The sequence below is a fragment of the Microbacterium sp. K27 genome (assembly GCF_004794435.1).
In the GTDB taxonomy this organism is placed as follows: domain Bacteria; phylum Actinomycetota; class Actinomycetes; order Actinomycetales; family Microbacteriaceae; genus Microbacterium; species Microbacterium maritypicum_A.
The window spans coordinates 17,760-38,968 of the sequence record NZ_SSDK01000020.1 but is presented as its reverse complement, the minus strand read 5'-3'; the positions used below and the strand labels follow the sequence as shown (position 1 = coordinate 38,968).

20 protein-coding genes are annotated in these 21,209 nt (G+C 68.7%); 8 read left to right on the top strand and 12 right to left on the bottom strand.

Annotated elements, in window-relative coordinates; translation table 11 throughout:
• Positions 1–140: 140 nt before the first annotated feature.
• Positions 141–620, top strand: coding sequence for a winged helix-turn-helix transcriptional regulator (locus DW307_RS00705; RefSeq protein WP_051670962.1), 480 nt, complete (start codon positions 141–143; stop codon positions 618–620).
• Positions 617–1,927, top strand: coding sequence for an MFS transporter (locus DW307_RS00700; protein ID WP_136023659.1), 1,311 nt, complete (start codon positions 617–619; stop codon positions 1,925–1,927). The genes DW307_RS00705 and DW307_RS00700 overlap by 4 nt, the downstream gene beginning before the upstream one ends.
• Positions 1,928–2,056: 129 nt before the next feature.
• On the opposite strand, the gene DW307_RS00695 is transcribed toward DW307_RS00700, so the two are convergent.
• The 6 genes from DW307_RS00695 to DW307_RS00670 form a co-directional block, all read right to left on the bottom strand.
• Positions 2,057–2,785, bottom strand: coding sequence for an amino acid ABC transporter ATP-binding protein (locus DW307_RS00695; RefSeq protein WP_136023658.1), 729 nt, complete (start codon positions 2,783–2,785; stop codon positions 2,057–2,059).
• On the bottom strand, positions 2,782–4,260 hold the full coding sequence (locus DW307_RS00690) for an amino acid ABC transporter substrate-binding protein/permease (RefSeq protein ID WP_021199216.1): 1,479 nt from the start codon (positions 4,258–4,260) through the stop codon (positions 2,782–2,784). The genes DW307_RS00695 and DW307_RS00690 overlap by 4 nt, the downstream gene beginning before the upstream one ends.
• A 54-nt stretch (positions 4,261–4,314) precedes the next feature.
• On the bottom strand, positions 4,315–4,869 hold the full coding sequence (locus DW307_RS00685; RefSeq protein ID WP_029258789.1) for a GNAT family N-acetyltransferase: 555 nt from the start codon (positions 4,867–4,869) through the stop codon (positions 4,315–4,317).
• 66 nt (positions 4,870–4,935) lie between these two features.
• A complete protein-coding gene (locus tag DW307_RS00680; protein ID WP_136023657.1) occupies positions 4,936–6,507 on the bottom strand; it encodes an MFS transporter in 1,572 nt (523 codons plus the stop codon).
• On the bottom strand, positions 6,504–7,130 hold the full coding sequence (locus DW307_RS00675) for a PadR family transcriptional regulator (protein ID WP_021199219.1): 627 nt from the start codon (positions 7,128–7,130) through the stop codon (positions 6,504–6,506). The genes DW307_RS00680 and DW307_RS00675 overlap by 4 nt, the downstream gene beginning before the upstream one ends.
• Positions 7,131–7,212: 82 nt before the next feature.
• Complete coding sequence (locus tag DW307_RS00670; RefSeq protein WP_136023656.1) at positions 7,213–7,761, bottom strand: GNAT family N-acetyltransferase; 549 nt, start codon at positions 7,759–7,761, stop codon at positions 7,213–7,215.
• A 90-nt stretch (positions 7,762–7,851) separates the two neighbouring features.
• Between DW307_RS00670 and DW307_RS00665 the strand changes: the two genes are divergently transcribed.
• Positions 7,852–8,730: a phosphoribosylaminoimidazolesuccinocarboxamide synthase gene (locus DW307_RS00665; RefSeq protein ID WP_029266877.1), complete on the top strand. Its 879-nt coding sequence runs from the start codon at positions 7,852–7,854 to the stop codon at positions 8,728–8,730.
• 223 nt (positions 8,731–8,953) lie between these two features.
• Positions 8,954–10,282, top strand: coding sequence for a uracil-xanthine permease family protein (locus DW307_RS00660; RefSeq protein WP_021199222.1), 1,329 nt, complete (start codon positions 8,954–8,956; stop codon positions 10,280–10,282).
• A gap of 84 nt (positions 10,283–10,366) precedes the next feature.
• On the opposite strand, the gene DW307_RS00655 is transcribed toward DW307_RS00660, so the two are convergent.
• The 5 genes from DW307_RS00655 to DW307_RS00635 are packed head-to-tail and all read right to left on the bottom strand — an operon-like array spanning position 10,367 to position 16,555.
• Complete coding sequence (locus DW307_RS00655; protein ID WP_136023655.1) at positions 10,367–12,106, bottom strand: acetyl/propionyl/methylcrotonyl-CoA carboxylase subunit alpha; 1,740 nt, start codon at positions 12,104–12,106, stop codon at positions 10,367–10,369.
• Positions 12,103–13,707: a 5-oxoprolinase subunit B/C family protein gene (locus DW307_RS00650; RefSeq protein ID WP_136023654.1), complete on the bottom strand. Its 1,605-nt coding sequence runs from the start codon at positions 13,705–13,707 to the stop codon at positions 12,103–12,105. The genes DW307_RS00655 and DW307_RS00650 overlap by 4 nt, the downstream gene beginning before the upstream one ends.
• Entirely contained in the window at positions 13,707–14,507 is an 801-nt protein-coding gene (locus tag DW307_RS00645; protein WP_136023653.1) for a putative hydro-lyase, read from the bottom strand. The genes DW307_RS00650 and DW307_RS00645 overlap by 1 nt, the downstream gene beginning before the upstream one ends.
• Before the next feature lies 1 nt (position 14,508).
• On the bottom strand, positions 14,509–15,273 hold the full coding sequence (locus DW307_RS00640) for a LamB/YcsF family protein (RefSeq protein WP_021199226.1): 765 nt from the start codon (positions 15,271–15,273) through the stop codon (positions 14,509–14,511).
• A 4-nt stretch (positions 15,274–15,277) separates the two neighbouring features.
• The gene (locus DW307_RS00635; protein WP_021199227.1) at positions 15,278–16,555 is read right to left on the bottom strand and encodes an NRAMP family divalent metal transporter; all 1,278 of its coding nucleotides are present in this window, start codon (positions 16,553–16,555) and stop codon (positions 15,278–15,280) included.
• A 172-nt stretch (positions 16,556–16,727) separates the two neighbouring features.
• On the opposite strand from DW307_RS00635, the gene DW307_RS00630 reads away from it, so the two are divergent.
• Together DW307_RS00630 and DW307_RS00625 are read left to right on the top strand one after the other, a co-directional pair.
• Entirely contained in the window at positions 16,728–17,366 is a 639-nt protein-coding gene (locus DW307_RS00630) for a GntR family transcriptional regulator (RefSeq protein WP_021199228.1), read from the top strand.
• Between the two features lie 235 nt (positions 17,367–17,601).
• Complete coding sequence (locus DW307_RS00625) at positions 17,602–18,420, top strand: matrixin family metalloprotease (protein WP_021199229.1); 819 nt, start codon at positions 17,602–17,604, stop codon at positions 18,418–18,420.
• Positions 18,421–18,488: 68 nt separating this feature from the next.
• Here the strand turns inward: DW307_RS00625 and DW307_RS00620 are convergent, their stop codons facing one another.
• Positions 18,489–19,175 (bottom strand): TetR/AcrR family transcriptional regulator, encoded by a 687-nt coding sequence (locus DW307_RS00620; RefSeq protein WP_231479890.1) that lies wholly within the window; start codon positions 19,173–19,175, stop codon positions 18,489–18,491.
• 125 nt (positions 19,176–19,300) lie between these two features.
• Here DW307_RS00620 and DW307_RS00615 point away from each other — a divergent pair, with 125 nt between their 5' ends.
• Both DW307_RS00615 and DW307_RS00610 read left to right on the top strand, forming a co-directional pair.
• A complete protein-coding gene (locus tag DW307_RS00615) occupies positions 19,301–20,173 on the top strand; it encodes a DUF1266 domain-containing protein (RefSeq protein WP_021199231.1) in 873 nt (290 codons plus the stop codon).
• Positions 20,170–21,207, top strand: coding sequence for a hypothetical protein (locus DW307_RS00610; protein ID WP_136023652.1), 1,038 nt, complete (start codon positions 20,170–20,172; stop codon positions 21,205–21,207). The genes DW307_RS00615 and DW307_RS00610 overlap by 4 nt, the downstream gene beginning before the upstream one ends.
• Positions 21,208–21,209: the final 2 nt, after the last annotated feature.

The window sequence follows — 21,209 nt, the reverse complement described above, 5'->3', positions numbered from 1 at the left end:
GAGTTCCCGTGCACTCGGCAGCGCCCAGAGCGGGGGTACGTGAGGTACGGTCGCGCGAATTCGGGCGAATGCGGGAAGGAATCCTGCCAACGTACGGGTTCGCGATTGACACGGGGGACTTTCTTCAAGAAAGTTAGCGGATGCCGCTCCGCTCCGACTGGTCCTCTGCGACCTGCCCCATCGCCCGCACCGCCGACGTGCTCGCCGACCCCTGGGTGCTGCTCATCCTGCGCGAGCTCTTCTCCGGCCGCACGCGTTTCGATCAGCTTCGTGACGCCACCGGCGCCGCCGACTCGGTGCTCTCCCGTCGCCTGACCGCGATGGGCGAGGCCGACCTCATCGCTCGCGAAGACCCCGACGATGCGCGCAGCGGCTATCGACTCACGGCCGCCGGACGCGAGACGCTCCCGATCCTGCACGCCTACGCGCGGTTCGCTCGCATCACCGACCCCGACGGGCCGTGGGGACTGACCGTGAGCTGCGGCCGCTGCGGCGATGTCTCGGACTCCGTCGACTGGTGCGCGACATGCGCGGCACCGCTCGACGCCGGCAGCACCCGGTGGGCACGGCGCAGCATGGGCGGGGAGTCCTTCGCCCTTCTCGCCGGAGACGCGGCATGACCGCCGAATCGCTCGACGGTCCGATCGAAGAGCCCCTGACCGGACGGCAGCGCCGCTTCCACCCTGCCTGGACCGTGGCCATGGTGGCCCTCATCGCGCTCATCGGCGCCGCCGGGTTCCGCGCCGCGCCCGGTGTGCTCATGGTGCCGCTCGAGGAGGAGTTCGGATGGACCACGGCGGAGCTCTCGCTCGCGGTCTCGATCAACCTGCTGCTGTACGGCCTCATCGCCCCGTTCGCGGCCGCCCTCATGCAGCGCTTCGGCATCCGCGCGGTCACGGTGGTCGCACTCTTCGTCATCGGAGCGGGCGCGGCGCTGAGCGTCTTCGTGGCGACTCCCGGCCAGCTCATCCTGACCTGGGGTGTGCTGATCGGGCTCGGCACCGGATCGATGGCCCTGGTGTTCGCCGCGACCATCACCGACACCTGGTTCGCGACCCGGCGCGGGCTCGTCTCCGGCGTGCTCACCGCCGGCAGTGCGACCGGGCAGCTGATCTTCCTCCCCGTGATCGCGGCTGCCGCGGAAGACGTCGGATGGCGCGGGGCGTCGCTCATCATCGCAGGCGGCGCCCTCGCCGTCGCGCCCCTCGTCTGGATCTTCCTGCGCAACAGACCGAGCGACCTCGGGGTCGCCCGGTACGGCGAGACCACGCCCGTCATGGCGGCGGATCCCGTTCCTCGGGGCACGGCGTGGGGTGCGGCGAAACTCGCGATCTCCACCCTGAGGGAGGCCGCTCGCACCAAGACCTTCTGGGCACTGGCGATCGGCTTCGCGATCTGCGGAGCGACGACCAACGGACTGATCGGCACGCACTTCATCCCGAGCGCGCACGACCATGGGATGGCGACGACGACCGCGGCCGGGCTGCTGGCCGTGGTGGGCGTCTTCGACATCGTCGGCACCGTGTTCTCCGGCTGGCTCACCGACCGGGTGAACCCGCGCATCCTGCTCGCCGCCTACTACGCGCTGCGCGGAGTGAGTCTGCTGTTCCTGCCGAGCCTGCTCTCGGCCGAGGTGCAACCCAGCATCATCGTGTTCATCGTGATCTACGGGCTCGACTGGGTCGCGACCGTGCCACCGACGATCGCGCTCTGCCGTGAGGTCTTCGGAGACAAGGGCCCGCTCGTGTTCGGCTGGGTGTTCGCGGCCCACCAGATCGGCGCCGGCATCGCCTCGGTCCTCGCCGGGATCGTGCGCGACCACACCGGCCAGTACACGTTCGCCTGGTTCGCCGCCGCCGGACTGTGCGCGGTCGCCGCCCTCGTCAGCGCGACCATCCGCCGCCACCCCGTATCCGTTCGCGAGTAGCTCACCCCATCCCGCACCGCACCGCACCGCACCGAGTGCACGGGAAGCTGCCGAATGCACGGCTTCTGAACGCAAACTTCCCGTGCACTCGGCGAGTACACGGGAAGTCGACGCGGATGTGCGCCAGGCTCAGAGCACCTTGGAGAGGAAGTCCTTCAGGCGTTCGTTCTTGGGCGAGCCGAAGAGCTCGGCGGGCGGGGCCTCCTCGACCACGACGCCGCCGTCCATGAAGACCGTGCGGCCGGAGACCTCGCGCGCGAAGCCCATCTCGTGCGTCACCAGCACCATGGTCATGCCGCCGGACGCCAGGTCGCGGATGACCTGCAGCACCTCACCGACCATCTCGGGATCGAGCGCGCTCGTGGCCTCATCGAACAGCATGATCTCGGGGTCCATCGCGAGCGCACGCGCGATCGCGACGCGCTGCTTCTGACCACCGGACAGGGATGCGGGCTTCGCATCGGCCTTCTCCGAGAGACCGACCCGCTCCAGGAGCGACAGCGCCCGCTCACGGGCATCGGCCTTCGTCATCTTCCCGCACTCCACCGGCGCGAGGGTGATGTTCTCGAGCACCGTCATGTGCGGGAACAGGTTGAAGTGCTGGAACACCATGCCGATGCGCTGGCGCACCTCGTCGAGCTTCACGCTCTTGTCGGTCAGGTCGACGCCGTCGATGATGACGTGTCCCGACGTGGGCTCCTCGAGCTTGTTGAGGCAGCGCAGCAGCGTGGACTTGCCCGACCCCGACGGACCGATGACCGCGACGACCTCGCCGTCTTCCACCGAGAGGTTGATGCCCTTGAGCACCTCGTTGTCTCCGAACGACTTGTGCAGGTCCTGCACCACGATCTTGCTCATGCGTTGAACGTCCTCTCCAGGCGGTTCGCGAGCAGCGTCAGCAGCGTGATCACGACGAAGTAGATGATGGCGACGATCGTCAGCACCTGTGCCGACAGGTACGTCGAGGCGATGATCTGGCGAGAGACGAACGTCAGTTCCGCCAGGCCGATCACACTGATCAGCGAGGTGTCCTTCAGCGTGATGATGCCCTGGTTGACGAACGACGGGATCATGATGCGGAACGCCTGCGGGAGCACGACCTTCTGCATGGTCTTCCAGTGGCCGAGACCCAGCGAGCGCGAGGCCTCGTTCTGTCCGGGATCGACCGCCTGGATGCCTCCGCGGATGATCTCGGTCATGTACGCGCCCGTGTTGAGCGAGAGCGTGATCGCTCCGGCGACGAACGGGTTGAACGTGAGGCCAGGGAACAGCTGCGGGATCGCGAAGAACACGAAGAACGCCTGGATGAGGATCGGCGTCCCGCGGAACACGTAGACGTAGGCCGTCGCGATCCAGCGGAACGGTGCGAACTTCGAGACCCGGCCGAAGCCGAAGATGAGCCCGAGGATGAAGGCGGCCACGATGGCGACGATCGTCGCGAGGATCGTGAGCCACAGGCCTTCCATGAGCGCGGGCCAGTACTGCACCGCGACCGAGATGATGTCGGTCGGCTGCGACGATTCCTCGCCGCCCGCCAGGTACGTGTCGACGATCTTGTCGTACTCGCCCGAAGACTTGAGGTTCGCGAGTCCGGCGTTGAACATCTCGATCAGTTCGGGGTTCTGCCCCTTGTTCACCGCGAAGCCGTACTCACCGCCGAGCTCGGGCTCACCGATCAGGCGGAAGCCGGAACCCTGCTGGATGCCGTAGGCCAGCACCGGGAAGTCCTCGAAGTAGCCGACCGCCTGGCCGGCCTTCACAGCGTCGACCATGTCGGTCGTGTCCTGGTACGGGGTGACCTTGAAGCCGTACTCGTCCTTGTTCTCGTCGGCGAAGGTCTGCCCCTGCGTGCCGGTCTTCACGGCCACGGCCTTGCCGTCGAGGTCGTCGAGCGACTGGATGTCGCTCGACTCGAGAACGCCCAGCTGGATGCCGCTGGTGAAGTAGGGCTCACTGAAGTCGAAGGTCTTCTGTCGCTCCTCGGTGATCGACATGCCGGCCATGACCGCATCGACCTGGTTCGACTGCAGCGCCTGCACCGCGGCGTCGAATCCGAGCTGGCGGATCTCGACCTCGAAGCCCTGGTCCTTCGCAATCGCGCGGAGCAGGTCCATGTCGATGCCGACGAGGTTGCCGTCCTTGTCGGTGAACTCGAACGGCGCGAAGGTCGTGTCGGTGCCGATGACGTACTTGTCGCCGTCGCTCGCGGCGGTGGCGGGGGCGGCTCCGGCGAGGAGCGCTCCGACGGCGACGAAGGCGACGAGCGCGGCCGCACCGGCGGTGCGCATCGATCGGCGCAGGCGGCCCGCCGCGGCGGATGGATTTCGGATCACGACGTGTGCTCCTCGGGTCGACAGCAGCGACCGGACGACCGCCGAGGATCTACCCTAGCTCGCGGCGAGTCGGGTCCCCGAAATATCGATCCAGTACCGCCGCACGCGGGGCCGCCCGGCCTCCGGCGCATCGATCACGTCTTCGAGCTCGCCACCGGCCCCCTCGATGGTGCGGATGGACCCGATGTTGTCGTCATCGCAGGTGAGCATCACGCGTTCGTACCCCTCCGCCTTCGCCTGGCGGAGAATCTGCCGCATCGCCTCGCGCACGATCCCTTCGCGGCGACGGGAAGGGATCACCGAATAGCCGATGTGGCCACCGAAGCGACGCAGGTAGTCGTTGAGCTCGCGGCGGAAGGAGAGGAAGCCGACCACCTGGTCCCCCTCGGTGATCCAGTAGTAATCGCAGGGCACGTGGCCCTCCGGGAGAACCGCACCGGGTGTGGCGTACAGCTCTGCGCGCTCGACGAACTCCTCGAACGCGGCCCGGTCGGGCACGAAACCCTTCTCGAGACCGCCCCCGTCGACGTGTCCACCCTCGAACTCGCCCACTGCGGCGGCCCAGGATTCGAAGAGGTCGGTGGTCGGTCGAGAGAGTGCGATCGTCATCGCCCGATGACACCAGAAAGGGGCCGCGTGCGCAAACCGACGGACACGACCCCTCCCCGGGTTCGACTACTCGGCCCGCACGGCCGCGGGTGCCGCCGCCGCCGTCTTGTCGTAACGACCCAGGAACAGCGAGGCGATCAGGGCGACCGCCATGACGCACGCCGGCAGCAGGATCGACTGCGACATCCCCGCCGCGAACCCTTCGGCCACCTGGGGCGGCAGCGATCCGCCGGTCGAGATGCCCGCCGGGGCGTCGGCGAGGCCTGGAAGGTTCGCCTCGAGACGCGACTGCATGAACGCGGCGATGGATGCCGAGCCGATCACCGACCCGATGGTCCTGGTCGTGTTGTAGATGCCGGCGCCCGCCCCCGCCTGACGCGGCGGCAGCTTGCGCGTCGCCGTGGTGGCGAGCGGACCCCACATGCCGGCGTTGCCGATGCCCATCAGCGCAGAGGGAAGCAGGAACATCCAGATCGGGGTGTCCATGTTGATCAGTGCCGAGTACCAGACCAGCGCTCCGGCGACGCAGAGCAGGCCGGGGATGAGGATGATGCGCGGATCGACCCGGTCGAGGAGCTTCCCCGCGGCCGGGGCGAGCACCCCCGAGAGCACCGCCATCGGGATCAGGAGCAGTGCCGCTTCGGTGGGCGTGAGTCCGCGTGCGGTCTGCAGGAAGAACATCATCGGCAGCGACATGCTCGTCACCGTGAAGCCGACGGCGGCGATCGCCACGTTCGCGCCCGAGAAGTTGCGGTCGCGGAACAGGTCGAGCGGCACCAGCGGCTCGCTGCGGGTCTTGGCCTGCTGGAAGATGAACAGCCCGAGCACCACGAGGCCGACGATGATCAGGCTCCATACCGAGATCGGCCCCCAGATCACACCCCAGTCGTACTTCTCGCCCTCCTGGAGTCCGAACACGATGAGGAACAGCGCCACGGCGCTCAGCACCACACCCACGATGTCGAACCGGTGCGGATGCGTCGCGAGCTTGGGCACCAGACGCCAGGCGAGCACGAAGGCGACGATGCCGACCGGGATGTTCACGAAGAAGATCCACTCCCAGCCGAAGCCGTCGACGAGCAGACCGCCCACGAGGGGACCGACGAGGGTCGCGACACCAGCGGTCGCCCCCCAGAGACCCATCGCAGCGCCGCGGCGCTCGGGCGGGAAGGTGCGGGTGATCACGGCCATGGTCTGCGGCGTCATGAACGCCGCTCCGAGACCCTGCACCGCGCGGGCGACGATCAGGCCCTCGAGTGTGGTCGACAGTCCGCACCACAGCGACGCGAGGGTGAAGACCGCGAGGCCGATCAGGTAGATGTTCTTCGGGCCGAAGCGGTCACCGAGACGTCCGGTGATCAGCAGCGGCACCGCATAGGCGAGCAGGTAGGCGCTCGTGACCCACACGACGTTGTCGAGATTGTTCGTGTTCGGGTCGAGCGCCGCCTTGATGGCCGGGTTCGCGACCGACACGATCGTGGTGTCGACGAGGATCATGAAGAAGCCGATGACCAGCGCCCAGAGGGCGGGCCAGGGGCTCGTGGGCTTGTGCCCCACGGAATAGGTGCCGGTCGACGGACCGGAGGTCGAGGGCGCGGACACCGGGGGGCGGTCTCCGTCGCGAGGGGTATCTGTCATTGCTGTGCGGCCTTTCGCTGAGCGCGGTAGCGGTCTGAGTTCTGGAATGCCGTGGGACCCCACGGCAGGACTTCGGTCTGGAGGCGGTCCAGGAGGGTGTCGAGCCAGCGCAGCTCGGCGTCCAGCAGTGCCTCCTGACGCTCGATCTCGACGAGCACCTGCTCGGGCACGCTCTTCTCCCTGGCCGTCCGCAGGCCGTCGCGGTGCCGCGCGTGATCGCCGACGAGCGCCACCCGCCGCTCCTGCAGGAGGTCGATCACCTCCGGCCTCTCGAGGTTGTGGGCCTCGGCGAGCGCGATGCGGAAGTCGGCGGGTCGGTCGATGCGGGGCAGCTCGCGCCGCACCCACGTGACGACCGCGTCACGTCCGGCATCCGTCAGGGAGTAGGTCGTGCGCTCCGGACGATTGCCCTCGCGGTCGATGCCGAGCTCATCGATCAGCCCGGCACGATGCAGCCGGGACACCGTGTGGTAGAGCGTCCCGTTGGTGATCGTGATCAGGCGATCATCGTGGCGGGCCCGCATGAGCCGCACCATCTCGTAGGGGTGCATGTCGCCCTCGCGCAGCAGCGCGAGCACCATCACCCCCATGGGGGTGAGTCGGTCGACGGCATCCTTCTTCATGTCCCCACCTCGAATAGTCCATGTGGACTATACGCCCCCCAACGGACACCGACAAGACCGACATCCGCGGTCCCTCAGCTGATCAGCCCAGAGCGGCCGCGAGCTGCGTCGCGGCGAGGGGTCGGTCCGCGTAGACGAGCCGCATCACCGCAGGATCGGGGTTGCCGACATCCGGCGCGCGATGCACGAGGTGGAGGCCCAGCTTCTCCGCGACGTGCGCCGACGCCCGGTTGTGCTCCACGAGATAGGCGATGACCGGTCGATCGGGGTCGACGAGCCGCGCCTGCTCGATGCCGGCGCGCGCCAGCTCGGTCGCATAGCCGTGCCCGTGCTGGTCGGCCGCGATGCGGTAGCCGACGTTCCACACCTCGCCGCGAAGCAGCGTGCAGCCGCCGTTCCCGATGATCTCGCCCGTGTCGCGCAGACGTGCCACCCATGATCCGAGTCCCGCCTGCTCCCAGCTGCGGTCCCAACGCCTCATCATGTCGAGAGTCGCGGCAGGGTCGGTGTGTCGAAGGCTCGGGAAGTGCGTCCACACCCGCGGATCGTTCTGGATCGCGAAGATCGCATCGAGGTCGGCGGCCACCGCCCGCGACAGACGGAGCCGGTCGGTGAAGATGTCGTCAGCCACGCCTCCACGCTAGACACCGGCTCCGACACCCGTCGGCGCGACCCACGGACGCAGGCGATCGCGGTCGCACGGAACCGGGATAATAGGCGGGTGAGCACACCTTCAGAAGGCACGGCACAGAGCATTCCCGGCTGGCGGCACATCTACTCGGGCAAGGTCCGCGACCTGTATGCCTCGGAAGACCCGGCGGACACCCGCATCCTCGTCGTGGCCTCCGACCGCGTGAGCGCCTTCGACTTCGTGCTCTCCCCCGGCATCACCGACAAGGGCGCCCTGCTGACACGGCTGAGCCGCTGGTGGTTCGCCCAGCTCTCCGACTTCCCCAACCACATCGCCGCGGGCGAGCTGCCCGAGGCCGTCGCCGATCGCGCCATGCTCGCGCAGTCGCTCGAGATGCTGCCGATCGAGTGCGTCGTGCGCGGCTACATCACCGGTTCCGGCTGGGTCGAGTACCAGGAGAGCGGCACCGTGTGCGGCATTCCGCTCCCGGCCGGCCTGCAGAACGGCGATCGGCTGCCCGAGCCGCTGTTCACCCCGGCGTACAAGGCCCCGATGGGCGAGCACGACGAGAACATCACGTTCGAGCGCGCCGTCGAGCTCGTCGGCGCCGAGCGGGCGGCCGAACTACGCGACACCTCCCTGGCGATCTACACGGCTGCGGCCGCCATCGCCGAGGAGAAGGGCCTGATCCTCGCCGACACCAAGTTCGAGTTCGGGACGGATGCCGACGGCACCCTGCGCCTGGCCGACGAGGTGCTCACGAGCGACTCCTCCCGGTACTGGGACGCCGAGGCTTGGCGCACCGGCACCACGCCGAGCGCGCGCATGGCGAGCTTCGACAAGCAGATCGTGCGCGACTGGCTGGCCGCGAACTGGGACCAGCAGGGCGAGCCGCCGCTGCTTCCGGACGACGTGGTCGCGCGCACCGCCGACCGCTACCGCGAGCTGATCGAGCGCCTCGGCGCCTGACCTCGCGACCGTCGAGGCCACTCGTCACGCAGGTCCACGGACCGGTCCGCGGACGAATGCATGACGATCGGACAGATGCATGACCATCGGCTGCGCGCCCCTCATGCATCCTTCATCCGCTCCTGCACCTGAGCGCAGGTCGGCGCCAGCGCTCAGGAAAAACTCAGGAATCGGTAGTGTTGCTCCAGCACTCCTGCCATCCCCCGAACCTTGAGGAGCCCGCATGGCCCTGTGGAAGCTGCACGGAAACGGCCGCACGGTCGAGCCCGGTGCCGTCGTCCGTCCCGACGAGCGCCTGAACTGGCCCGCGACGATCGCGATCGGTCTCCAGCATGTCGTGGCGATGTTCGGCGCGACGTTCCTGGTGCCGATCATCACCGGGTTCCCGGTCGCCACCACGTTGCTCTTCAGCGGTGTGGGCACGATCCTGTTCCTGCTGGTCACCCGCAACAAGCTGCCCAGCTACCTCGGTTCGTCGTTCGCGTTCATCGCGCCGGTGACCGCAGCGACCGCGTCCGCGAACATGGGCACCGCCCTGGCCGGGATCGTCGCCGTCGGCGTGCTGCTGGCGATCATCGGCGTCGTGGTGCACACGGTCGGGGTGAAGTGGGTGGACCGCTTCCTGCCGCCGGTACTCGCCGGAACGATCGTCGCCCTCATCGGTTTCAACCTCGCGGGCGCAGCGCACAACAACTACGCCGCAGCGCCGGTGACCGCGACCTTCACCCTCGCCATCACCATTCTCTTCGCCGTCGTCTTCCGCGGCTTCCTCGGCCGCATCTCGATCTTCCTCGGCGTCATCGCGGGGTACATCTTCGCGGCGTTCCGCGGTGAGCTCGACTTCGCAGCAGTCGAGAAGGCGGACTGGGTCGGCCTTCCGACCTTCACGTTCCCGAACTTCACCGAGCCCGGCACGCTCACGGCGCTTGCGATGTTCCTCCCGGTCGTTCTCGTTCTGATCGCCGAGAACGTCGGCCACGTCCGTGGCGTCGCGACCATGACCGGAGACGCGACGGTGAACCAGCAGACAGGCAAGGCGCTGATCGCGGACGGCGTCTCGACGACCCTCGCCGGCTTCTTCGGCGGTTCCGGCACGACGACCTACGGCGAGAACATCGGCGTGATGGCGTCCACCCGCGTCTACTCCACCGCCGCCTACTGGGTGGCGGGCACGGCCGCGATCCTGCTCAGCCTCTCCCCGAAGTTCGGCGAAGTCATCAACTCGGTGCCCGCCGGTGTGCTCGGCGGCGTGACGACGGCGCTCTACGGTCTGATCGGGGTCATCGGCATCAAGATCTGGGTCGACAACCGCGTCGACTTCTCGCGCCCGGTCAACCAGTACACGGCGGCCGTCGCGCTGATCATGGCGGTCGGCGGCTTCATGATCAAGGACGAGGCCTCCGGCTTCGAACTCGGCGGCATCGTCATCGCCACGGTGGCTGCGATCCTCATCTACCACCTCGGCAACCTGATCGCGCGCCTGCGCAAGACCGGTGCCGACGACCCGAAGCCGCTCGAGGCGGTCGGTCCGCTCGGCGGCGACCCCGAGTAGGCCGCGCCGCGCACAGACGGAGATCCCGGATGCCTCTCGTGAGGCATCCGGGATCTCTGCGTTTCGGGTGGCGCGCCAGAACGCTCAGTCGATGACCGCGAGCACCCCATCGGCGGCGACCATCGCGGACAGCTCGACCCGCTGAGACAGCGATCCGGATCTGTGGGCGGTCACCGTGGTCTCCATCTTCATGGCGTCGAGGACCGCGACCGGCTCTCCCTCCGCGACCTGGGTGCCGTCGTCGACGAGCCAGCGCACGAGCGTGCCCGGCACCGGTGCGCGCAGTTCGGTCGGGTCGGACGTGGGCGCTGCGGGCGCGGGGGCAGCCGGACGACCGAGGCCCGACAGCAGGCCGGCCGGGAGACCCAGCATCACGCGTCGGCCGTCGATCTCGACAGGGAAGCGCTGCAGTGCGGAGTCCGACACGGCCGCCGGCCGCGACTGCGTCTCCAGCTTCGGCAGCAGCGCACTCTCGATCCACTGCGTGTGCACGACGAAGGTGTCCGTCGCGAAGGCAGGGTCGTCGAGCGCCATCACGTCGAACGGGATCACCGTCGCCGGCCCCTCGACGGTCAGCTCACGCAGAGCCCGCCGCGCCCGCACGATGGCCGCATCGCGGGACTCGGCGTGCACGATCAGCTTGGCGATCATCGAGTCGAAGGCCGGCTGCACGACGTCGCCCTCTTCGATGCCGCTGTCCCAGCGCACGCCGGGTCCGCCGGGGATCCGCAGTCTCTCGACACGACCGGGGCTCGGCAGGAAGCCCCGCCCGGGGTCCTCGGCATTGATGCGGAACTCGAACGCGTGCCCGATGGGTGCCGGCGTCTCGACGAAGGACGGACCTTCCCCGAACGCGATGCGGAACTGCTCGCGCACCAGGTCGGTTCCGGTGACCTCCTCGGTGACCGGATGCTCCACCTGAAGCCTTGTGTTCACCTCGAGGAACGAGATGGTGCCGTCGGCCGCGAGCAGGAACTCCACGGTGCCGGCCCCGCGGTACTCCACCTCGCCGCAGATCGACCGTGCCGCGTCGTGGAAACGCGTCCGCTGTTCGACGGAGAGTCCCGGCGCCGGCGCCTCCTCGATGAGCTTCTGGTTGCGACGCTGCATCGAGCAGTCGCGGTCGCCGACCACCACGACACCGCCGCGCCCGTCGCCGAGCACCTGCACCTCGATGTGCCGCGGGCTCTCGAGGAAGCGCTCCACGAAGCACTCTCCGCGACCGAATGCCGCGATCGCCTCGCGAGTGGCCGCGTCGAAAGCCGCCGCGACCTCGGACAGCTCGCGCACCACCTTGAGCCCGCGGCCGCCACCGCCGAACGCCGCCTTGATCGCGATGGGGAGTCCGTGCTCCTCGGCGAACGCCACCGCCTCCTCAGGCCCGGCCAGCGGCTGGTCGGTACCGGCGGCGAGCGGCGCTCCGACCCGCTGCGCGATACGGCGAGCGGTCATCTTGTCGCCGAGTGCATCGATGCTCTCGGGCGACGGCCCGATCCAGACCAGCCCGGCCTCCTCGACGGCCCGTGCGAACGCGGCGCTCTCCGAGAGGAAGCCGTATCCGGGGTGCACGGCGGTCGCGTCCGCCCGGCGCGCGGCGGCGAGCAGCGCCTCGATGGAAAGATACGTGTCGGCCCCCGTTGCTCCCCCCAGGCCCACGGCCTCATCGGCCAGGCGCACGTGCAGGGCATCGGCATCCTGATCCGCATAGACCGCGACCGAGGTGTATCCGGCCTCGGCGCAGGCGCGGACGACGCGCACCGCGATCTCCCCGCGGTTGGCGATCAGGACCCTCTGCGTGGTCGGCTCGGTCGACACGGTGGTCATGAGGACTCCTTGACGGTGAAACGAAGACGCACTCCCGGAGCCAGTTGACCGGCGAGGTCGAGGCTGCGGTCCGTGAGGGCGCCGATGATGGGGTATCCCCCGGTGAGCGGATGATCCGGCAGGAACAGGACGGGCTGCCCATCGGGCGGCACCTGGACGGCCCCCGTGACAGCACCCTCGCTCGGCAGTTCGCCACCGACCGCGCGCTCCAGGGGCACCTCCCCCTGGAGCCTGATGCCGACGCGATCCGAACGCGGCGTGACGGTCCACTCCTGTCCGGTGAGGGTCGCGAGCGCGTGCCCCGTGAACCAGTCGTCCCGAGGGCCGAGCGTGATCTCGAGGTCGACGAGCTCTCCCGAGGCAGGGAGCTCGCGCGGCAGCGCATCGGGCTCGACGGGATGCGGCGCCGCGCCGCCCACCGGGACGACGGCACCCGCCACGAGCGCTTCCGGGCCGAGCCCGGCGAGGGTGTCCGCCGCACGGCTGCCCAGCGCGGGCACCGCATCCAGGCCTCCTCGCACGGCGACGACGTAGCGCAGCCCGCGCTCGGGGTGACCGAGGGTCAGTTCGTCGCCGTCGACGGTGGCGAAGGGCTCACCGTGCGCCACGGAACGAACGGTGCCGCCGACCTCGGTCAGGCGGAGCGCGCCGATCGCGCCGGCGACCGCGGCGACGCCGGCTCCCCGGAATCGCAGGACGGCTCCTCCGACGCTCTCGAGCACCGCGGCGTCGCGTGCATTGCCCACGGCACGGTTCGCGTCGTGCACGGCCCGGCGGTCCGCAGCCCCGGATGCCGAGACGCCGAGTGCCGCATAGCCCGGGCGCCCGGCGTCCTGCACGAGCAGCTGCAGCGACGGGCGGACCACCTCGACGGCAGCTCCCGCGCCGAAACCCAGACCATCTGCATCCGTCGCGGAGTGTTGGGCCGCGACGCGCCGTGCGCGCGTCGGGTCGTCTCCGTTTAGGCCCGGGCGACCGCCCTCCAGCCGAGCGGCCTCGCGCACCTGCGCGAACCGCACCGCCGTCCCGGGCGACAGCAGCGCGGGCGGGTTCCGCTCGATGTCCCACATCACGGCATCCGTGCGTCCGATGAGCTGCCATCCCCCCGGGCTCTCGCGCGGGTAGACGCCGGTGAACTGCCCGGCGAGCGCGACCGAGCCGGCGGGCACGCGTGTGCGCGGCGACGATCGGCGCGGCACGTCGAACAGGGGATCGCTGCTCACGACGTATCCGAAGCCGGGGGCGAAACCGGAGAACGCCACCCGCCAGTCCGCGGCGAGGTGCCGGTTGACGAGTTCCTCCGCCGAGACGCCCAACAGCGATGCCGCCTCGTCGAGGTCTTCGCCGTCGTACCGCACCGGTACGGTGACCTCGCCGGTGCCCGGCGGATGCGCGGTGTCGATCTCGGTCGCGGCCAGCACCGCTGAGAGATCGGCGGTGGAGACCCGCACCGGATCGAAGCGCACGAGCACGGTGCGGGCGCCGGGGATGCGCTCGACGATGCCGGGCACGCCCTCCCACGCGAGGTTCAGGCGCATCGCCTCGTCGAGGTCGGATGCCTCGACGAGGAGAGCGTGATCGGATGCCGTGAGGATACGCATCAGACGAGGTACTCCGCATCCGGAACATCGGTGATGAACATGTACCCGGGCGCGTGCGTGATCGCGAACGGCGGCCTCGAGGCCATGATCGCGGCCTGCGGGGTGACACCGCAGGCCCAGAAGACGGGCACTTCGCCGTCGCGCACCTCGGGAGCATCCCCGAAGTCGGGATGCGCCAGGTCGTGGATGCCGAGCGATGCCGGGTCGCCGATGTGCACCGGAGCACCGTGCACCGCGGGAGTGCGGCCGGAGATCTGCACGGCATCCGCGACGCGAGCCGCGGGGATCGGACGCATCGAGACGACCATCTCTCCGCGCAGTCGTCCGGCGGGCGCGCACGACACGGAGGTGCGGTACATGGGCACGTTCCGGCCGAGCTCCTGATGGCGGATCGGGATCCCTGCCTGTGCGAGTCCGGATTCGAAGGTGAAGCTGCATCCGATGAGGAAAGCCACGAGGTCGGGATGCTCCGCCCAGGCCGCGGTCGCGTCGCCGACCTCCTCGACCAGCTCCCCCTCGCGCCAGATGCGGTACCGGCCGATGTCGGTGCGGATGTCGCTGCCGGGTGCGAGCCGCGACTCCACCGCGCCCTGCTCGATCACCTCGAGCACCGGGCACGGCTTCGGGTTCCGCTGCGCGAAGAGCAGCGTCTCGAAGGCCCAATCGGCCGGTACCGCGATGAGGTTCGCCTGGGTCAGCCCGACCGCGACTCCGCTGGTCGGCTCGGCGTGACCGGCCCGGATCGCGGCGCGAGCAGCGCGTGCGTCGGCGAGTTGGTCGGCGGTGGCGAGAACGGTCATGTCAGGCGCCCGCGAACGGGGCGATCGTGATTCCCGCCTCCTGCAGCATCCGCTTGGTCTCTGCGGCCATGGCCACCGAGCCGGGACTGTCGCCGTGCACGCAGATCGACTGCGCGACCACGGGCACATCGGTGCCGTCGATCGCACGGATCACGCCGTCGGCGGCGAGGCGCACCATGCGCTCGGCGACCGCTGCCGGGTCGTGCAGCACCGCGCCCTCCTCGGTGCGCGAGACGAGCTGCCCGTCGGGCTGATACGCGCGGTCCGCGAACGCCTCGGCGGCGACGGCGAGCCCTGCCCGCTCGGCCACGTCGAGCACGACGCCTCCGGAGAGCCCGAGCAGCACCAGACCAGGGTCGATCGCGCGGATCGCGGCCACGACGTCCTTCGACTGCCGCTCGTCGCGGGCGATCGTGTTGTAGAGAGCGCCGTGCGGCTTGACGTACGAGACCCGGCCGCCGACCGCGGAGGCGAGCCCGATGAGCGCACCGAGCTGGTACTCGACGTGCGCCTGCAGCGTGGCCGAGTCGATGTCGACCTTCGTGCGTCCGAAGTTCTCGTAGTCGCGGTAACCGGGGTGCGCGCCGATCACCACGCCGTCCGCCACGGCAGCCGCGAGCGTCTCGCGGATCCCCTCGGGGCTGCCGGCATGGAAACCGCACGACACGTTCGCGCTCGTGACGAGGCGGAGCATGCTCGCGTCGTCGCTGACGATCCGGTCGGCGACGTTCTCGCCGAGGTCCGAGTTCAGGTCGATCGATGTCATGCGATCACGCTCCGATTCCGAGGAAGGCGAAGATGGGGCCGACCGAGACGATACCCATGTACCAGGTGAGCAGCGTCACGAGCGTACCGGCGACGAGCAGCCACATCGGGTACTTCTTCGAGCCGAGCAGGTCGCGACGGAACCAGCCGATGTACATGAACACCGTGAGTCCGATCGGCAGGATCAGGCCGTTGAAGCCGCCGACGAACACGAGGATCGCCGCAGGAGCGGTACCGATCGAGAGGTACACCGCCAGCGACACCACGATGAACGCGACGGTCGCGAGCTGCAGCGGCCACCCGCCCTTGAGCTTCGTGGTGAAGGTGGAGAGGAAGGTGGCGGAGGTGTAGGCCGCACCGATGACCGAGCTGATCGCCGCGGCCCAGAAGATCGCACCGAAGATGCGGAGGCCGGCGTCGCCGAGCACCGCGCCGAACGCCTGACCCGCGGGGTTCGCGCCCTGCCCGGAGAGGTCGAGCGTGACGCCGGAGGCCACGACGCCGAGGATCGCGAGGAACAGGACGTAGCGCATCACGCCGGTGACGAGGATGCCGTTGGTCGCCGCACGCATGACGGGGCCGGCGTGCTCCGGTCCGGTGTGTCCCGAGTCGAGGTAGCGGTGGGCGCCGGAGTACGTGATGTATCCGCCGACGGTGCCGCCGACGATGGTGGTGATGGTGGCGAAGTTCAGCTCGTCGGGCACGAAGGTCTGGCGCAGCGCCTCGCCGATCGGCGGCTGGGCGATCACGGCCACGACCACGGTCATGACGATCATGGCGATTCCCAGCACGACCAGCACGATGTCCATCACGGGGCCCGCCTTCTTCACCAGGAAGATGATGATCGCGAGGGCCGCGGTGACCATGCCGCCGAGCTTGGGGTCGATGCCGAGCAGGGCGTTGAGTCCCAGTCCGCCACCGGCGATGTTCCCGATGTTGAAGGCCAGCCCGCCGATCACGACGAGCACGGCGATCAGGTGTCCGGAGAAGGGGATGGCGCTGTTCGCGAGTTCGCCGGCGCGCTTGCCGGACGAGGTGATCATGCGCCAGACGTTCAGCTGCACCGCGATGTCGACGAGGATCGAGATGAGGATCGCGAACGCGAAGGCGGCCCCCATCGTCGCTGTGAACGTGGCGGTCTGCGTGATGAAGCCGGGGCCGATGGCGCTGGTGGCCATGAGGAAGATCGCGCCGATGACGGCACTGCGGCCCGCGCGCTTCTTGGCGGACGAGAGGCGGGCTTCGTCCTCCGGGGAGAGGGAGGCGGTGGTCTGCTCTGACATGCGGGGGGTTCCCATCGTCGTTGGTGGGTGTCGGGTGACCCCCAGTGTAGAACGGATAGGCATTGATTGTTCAACAATCGTGTTACGGCCGTGCTACAGAACGGTTGCTTTCGTGTGATTTCCCTCCTGCGACCGCAGACGATGCCGCAGCCCCGCCGCCTACGATGAAGGCATGAACCAGCAGGGCCCGCTCGCCGACGTCCTCCGTCAGCGCATCATCGACGGCGACTTCGCGCCGGGGTCACGACTCTCGGAATCAGCCCTCGCCGAGCAGTTCGACGTCTCGCGCAACACGCTTCGCGAAGCCTTCCGTGTGCTCGCCGAGCAGGGCCTCGTCGAGCACATCCCCCACCGCGGGGTCTCGGTGGCGTCACCGACCATCGCCGACGTGATCGACATCTATCGGGCCCGCCGCGTGATCGAATGCACCGCACTGCGCCAGTCCGAGCCCGAGCACCCCGCCGTGCAGCTCATGCGCGAAGCCCTGGCCGAGGCCGAGGAGCAGCTGCCGCACGAGGATTGGCGACGCATCGGCAGCGCGAACATGGCCTTCCACGACGCGATCGTCGCCCTCGCCGACAGCGCACGGCTCGCCCGCACCTACCGCGATGTCGCCGCCGAGCTGCGTCTCGTCTTCCTCGAGATCGACGAGCCGAGGTCGCTGCACGAGCCGTACGTCCGTCGAAACCGCGCGGTGCTCACGGCTCTGCTGGAACAGGGACCCGAAGCCGCTGCGGAAGAACTCGAGCGCTACCTCACCGCATCGGAGCGCAGTGTGTTGGGGGCTTTCGCCCGCATGGGCCACGCCTGACCCCCGACGTCTCGCCGGGACGCACACCACCTTCGACCAGAACGACGTTCGGTATTTTTGACCTGAGTGCATAAATCTGTGAACGTGCCGGGAGATGCCTTGCCATCGCGTGAGAGCCATGCTTACCGTGAGCGCACTTCGACAGGATCGGCTGCGCAGAGTTGCTCACCTTTCCGCCGGGGGCCGCGTGCCGAGGGGGCGCGCGGAATCGTTCAGATCGAAAAGGACTACTACTTTGCGACTCACGAGAAAACTGGCGTTCGCCGCTACCGCGGCTGCTGCGCTCTGCCTCGGCACGGTCATCCCCGCTGCCGCGAATTCCGCACCCGACGCCGATGACATCCCCACCTTCCAGGAGTTCGAGGCGTCGACCTACCGAGACGTCGACGGTGCCTACGTCGTCAACGGAGACGAGGTGATCTCCAACCAGGGCGAACTGCGTTCGTTCTACGAGCAGCTCCTCGGCGCCGACCCCGTGACCAACGGTCTCATCGTCAACACCGTCAACAGCATCGACGACAAATGGTCCGACGCGCAGGTGGCGAACCTCACCTATTGCGTCAGCACCGCCTTCGGTGCACGTCACGCCGACGTCGTGAACGCGATGGAAAGCGGTGCTGCCCTCTGGGAAGCCGCATCCTCGAAGATCGACTTCATCTACGACAGCAGCGCCGATGCCAACTGCACGACGCGCAACAACGCCGTCCTGTTCTCGGTGGAGCCGGTGCAGACGACGCAGTACATCGCCAGGGCCTTCTTCCCGAGCACCGCACCGCGTCTGCAGAACGTCCTCATCGACGACTCGATCTGGACCCCCGGCTCGTCCTGGACCCCGACGAACGTGCTCGGCCATGAACTGGGCCACGTGCTCGGCTTCCGCCACGAGCACACCCGCCCGGAGGCCGGCACCTGCTTCGAGGACAACAACTGGCGTCCTCTGACGCCGTACGACTCCTCGTCGATCATGCACTACCCGCAGTGCAACGGATCGTCCGACGACCTGTCGATGACGAGCGTCGACACCGCCGGAGTCGTCTCCCTCTACGGGAACTGACACCGGTCAGCACGTCGGAATCAGCGGGGCCCGGTCGTTCGCGACCGGGCCCCGCGTTCGTCCGTCGTTCAGGCGGAGTCACCCGGCAGTTGCTCGCGCCCCCGCAGAGCCGCCGTGGCCCGCGGCCGCGGCTCACCGTCACGCAGCGGAGCCGGTGGCGCGATGGACGCCGTGGGCTCGGGGAGTCCGTACCGTCGGAACATCCAGCGGCGGGCCTCCTCGAGCGGATACGTATCGCCGAAGACGGCGGATTTCACGAAGACACCCTCGATCGTGCTGCGCAGCATCACCTCTTCGAGCGCCGGGTCGTCGGCCCCTCGCGCGCGGAAGAGGTCACGGACCGCGTCCTCCGCCGCGGTGGCGCCCGCCTCGTGCCGGGCCTCCGACTCCGCGAAGAGTCGATGCGTGGCCGGCTGCTGCTGCATCGCGAGCACCGCGCGCTGCAGCGGTATCGCATAGGCGGTGGCCGTGAGAGCACCGTCGATCACCGCGGCGAGCATCTCGTCGGGCGTGCCCTCGACGCGGGCGAAGCCGAGCACGGTCTCGAACCAGCGATCGATCACGGCGGCGACGAGTTGCTCCTTGCCACCGAAGTGATAGTTCACGAGCCCCTGGGCGACGCCGGCACGCTTCGTGATCTCGGCGATGCTCGCCCCTGCGACGCCCCGTTCGCTGAACGTCTCGATCGCCGCCTGCAGGATGTTCTCCCTGGCACGCTCGCGGGCCAACCGGTTCTGCTCGTCGGAGCGCGCCACGTGGCATCCACCTCCTGAGTCCCGCCGGTCCGTCTTTCGAAATCGCCCCCCTGCCGTATAGATTACTCACTGAATGTTCGTTCAATCTATGAACCGACACGGATTCACCCTTCCCAGGAGCACCCATGCACTCTTTCGCGAGCGTCGACTTCAACAGCGTCACCTCGATCTTCGAATGGCTCGTGAGCCAGTGGTGGGCGTGGACGATCGTCGGGGTCGTCGTGCTGTTCTTCCTCGTGATCTGGATCCTGCCGGCCGCCAAGGTCAAGGCCTCGCCCGAGCACCCCACCACCGGGGTCGAAGCCGATGAGATCGCGCTCGGCTTCCTGCAGATCGTGAACCTGCCCTCAGGCGCCTGGAACGATCCGACCGCTTCGCTCCTCGACGACCGCGAGAAGAAGGTCCTCGTCGACCAGTGGGGCGTGCACACACGAGACGAATGGCTCGCCAACATCGAGCGCCTGAGCACCGTCCGCCGCCGTCGCGAGGTATGGATGCTGTACCTCGCCGTACGCACCGAACTCGCCCAGCGCCTCGGCCGCACGCCGAAGGCCAAGGAATGGCTCGCCGCCATCGTGCAGGAGGGCGGCGACAAGCGCGATGCACGCGCTTTCGTCACCTCGATCGAGTACGCCGAGACCGAGGTGCGCAAGCGCGTGGGCAAGGACATCGTCACCCCCGGGCTCTTCGTGAAGACCCTCGATGGCTACGGCCTGGGTCAGGCCGTGGCCATGACGACCTGGGGTGTCGCGCTCGGACACGGCGACGTCGCTGAGGCACGCGCGATCATCCACCGCATCAACGTCGAAGGGCGCCCGGCGTTCGAATCATGGGCCGACTTCGGCCTGAGCTACATCGTGGGACGTGTCATGCACTGGACGGACGGCAACGTCGATGAGAAGTCGTTCGAGAAGTTCGGCGACGGCTGGTCCGACTTCCAGGCCGCAGCGTCCGAGAAGCGCAACGGCCCGTGGGCGACGCTGTCATGGAGCCTGTGACTGTAGACCTGGAACCGCTGCGACGGAGCGCGGGCCTGCGCGACATCCGCACCTACGAGCGCATCTGCGGGATCCCGCCGCATCGCCGCTTCCTGGTGATCCTGGTGGTCGTGCTGCTGTTCGCCGCCGCGATGCTGACCGGGCTCTGGTTCCTCGGCCGCAGCGACATCCTCACGGTCGCCCCGATCCTCGGGGTGTTCGTGATCGGATACACCGTGCTCGCCGCGGTCGGCTTCCTGTGGTGGGCGGTGGGATTGAGCCGGCGGGTGAAGGTCGCCGCGTTCGCCTGGCAGAACGGATGGGCCTACGCCGACATGCTCGAGCGCACCCGTCGCCCCGGCACCGCGTTCGCCCGCGTGGTGCACGGGCGGGAGCGCGCGGTCATCGCCTGTGACGACACGCGGATGCCGTTCGAGTTGGGCATGCATCATTCGGTGTCACACGGGCAGGAGCGCGCCACGATCCAGCGGCCGTTCGCCTTCATCGAGCTGCCGCTGCCGGCATCCGTGCCGCACATCGTGCTCGCGAACCGCAAGCGCAGCATCATTCCGACGCTCGGGCTCGGCCGCGGCGCCGCCCGGATGGACCTGGAGGGGGATTTCGCGAAGACGTTCCGTCTCATCGTGCCGGAGGGCTATCAGCAGGACGCGCTCTACATCTTCACCCCGGATCTCATGGCACGGGTTCTGGACCTCGGATCCGGCGCCGAGATCGAGCTCGTCTCCGACCGGCTCTACGTGTACCTGCCGTCCGGCACACGGTTCGACCATGCCGAGACCATGACGGCGGTGCTCACCTTGGCCGAGGAGTTCCATCGGCGCTTCGCGGTGCGCACCGAGCTGTACCGCGATGACGAGGCGGGAGGCCTCGCCGCCAGAGCAGGCGTGTCGGTCGGCCTGCGCGGCCAACGGCTGGGCGGTCGCGGGATCTCGGTGTTCGCGGTCGCCGGCACGGCCGCGGTGCTCCTGCTCTCCGCCGGCCTCACCGCCTTCTCGCTCTTCGGCGGTGACATCCTCAGCTCGCTCGTCGGCTGAGC

Bases quoted from the DNA above. Each gene is read 5' to 3' on its own strand.
- DW307_RS00695 (WP_136023658.1), bottom strand. From the start codon at position 2,785: ATGAGCAAGATCGTGGTGCAGGACCTGCACAAGTCGTTCGGAGACAAC.
- DW307_RS00700 (WP_136023659.1), top strand. From the start codon at position 617: ATGACCGCCGAATCGCTCGACGGTCCGATCGAAGAGCCCCTGACCGGA.
- DW307_RS00680 (WP_136023657.1), bottom strand. From the start codon at position 6,507: ATGACAGATACCCCTCGCGACGGAGACCGCCCCCCGGTGTCCGCGCCC.
- DW307_RS00705 (WP_051670962.1), top strand. From the start codon at position 141: ATGCCGCTCCGCTCCGACTGGTCCTCTGCGACCTGCCCCATCGCCCGC.
- DW307_RS00650 (WP_136023654.1), bottom strand. From the start codon at position 13,707: ATGCGTATCCTCACGGCATCCGATCACGCTCTCCTCGTCGAGGCATCC.
- DW307_RS00615 (WP_021199231.1), top strand. From the start codon at position 19,301: ATGCACTCTTTCGCGAGCGTCGACTTCAACAGCGTCACCTCGATCTTC.
- DW307_RS00635 (WP_021199227.1), bottom strand. From the start codon at position 16,555: ATGTCAGAGCAGACCACCGCCTCCCTCTCCCCGGAGGACGAAGCCCGC.
- DW307_RS00645 (WP_136023653.1), bottom strand. From the start codon at position 14,507: ATGACCGTTCTCGCCACCGCCGACCAACTCGCCGACGCACGCGCTGCT.
- DW307_RS00685 (WP_029258789.1), bottom strand. From the start codon at position 4,869: ATGACGATCGCACTCTCTCGACCGACCACCGACCTCTTCGAATCCTGG.
- DW307_RS00675 (WP_021199219.1), bottom strand. From the start codon at position 7,130: ATGAAGAAGGATGCCGTCGACCGACTCACCCCCATGGGGGTGATGGTG.
- DW307_RS00655 (WP_136023655.1), bottom strand. From the start codon at position 12,106: ATGACCACCGTGTCGACCGAGCCGACCACGCAGAGGGTCCTGATCGCC.
- DW307_RS00660 (WP_021199222.1), top strand. From the start codon at position 8,954: ATGGCCCTGTGGAAGCTGCACGGAAACGGCCGCACGGTCGAGCCCGGT.
- DW307_RS00640 (WP_021199226.1), bottom strand. From the start codon at position 15,273: ATGACATCGATCGACCTGAACTCGGACCTCGGCGAGAACGTCGCCGAC.
- DW307_RS00630 (WP_021199228.1), top strand. From the start codon at position 16,728: ATGAACCAGCAGGGCCCGCTCGCCGACGTCCTCCGTCAGCGCATCATC.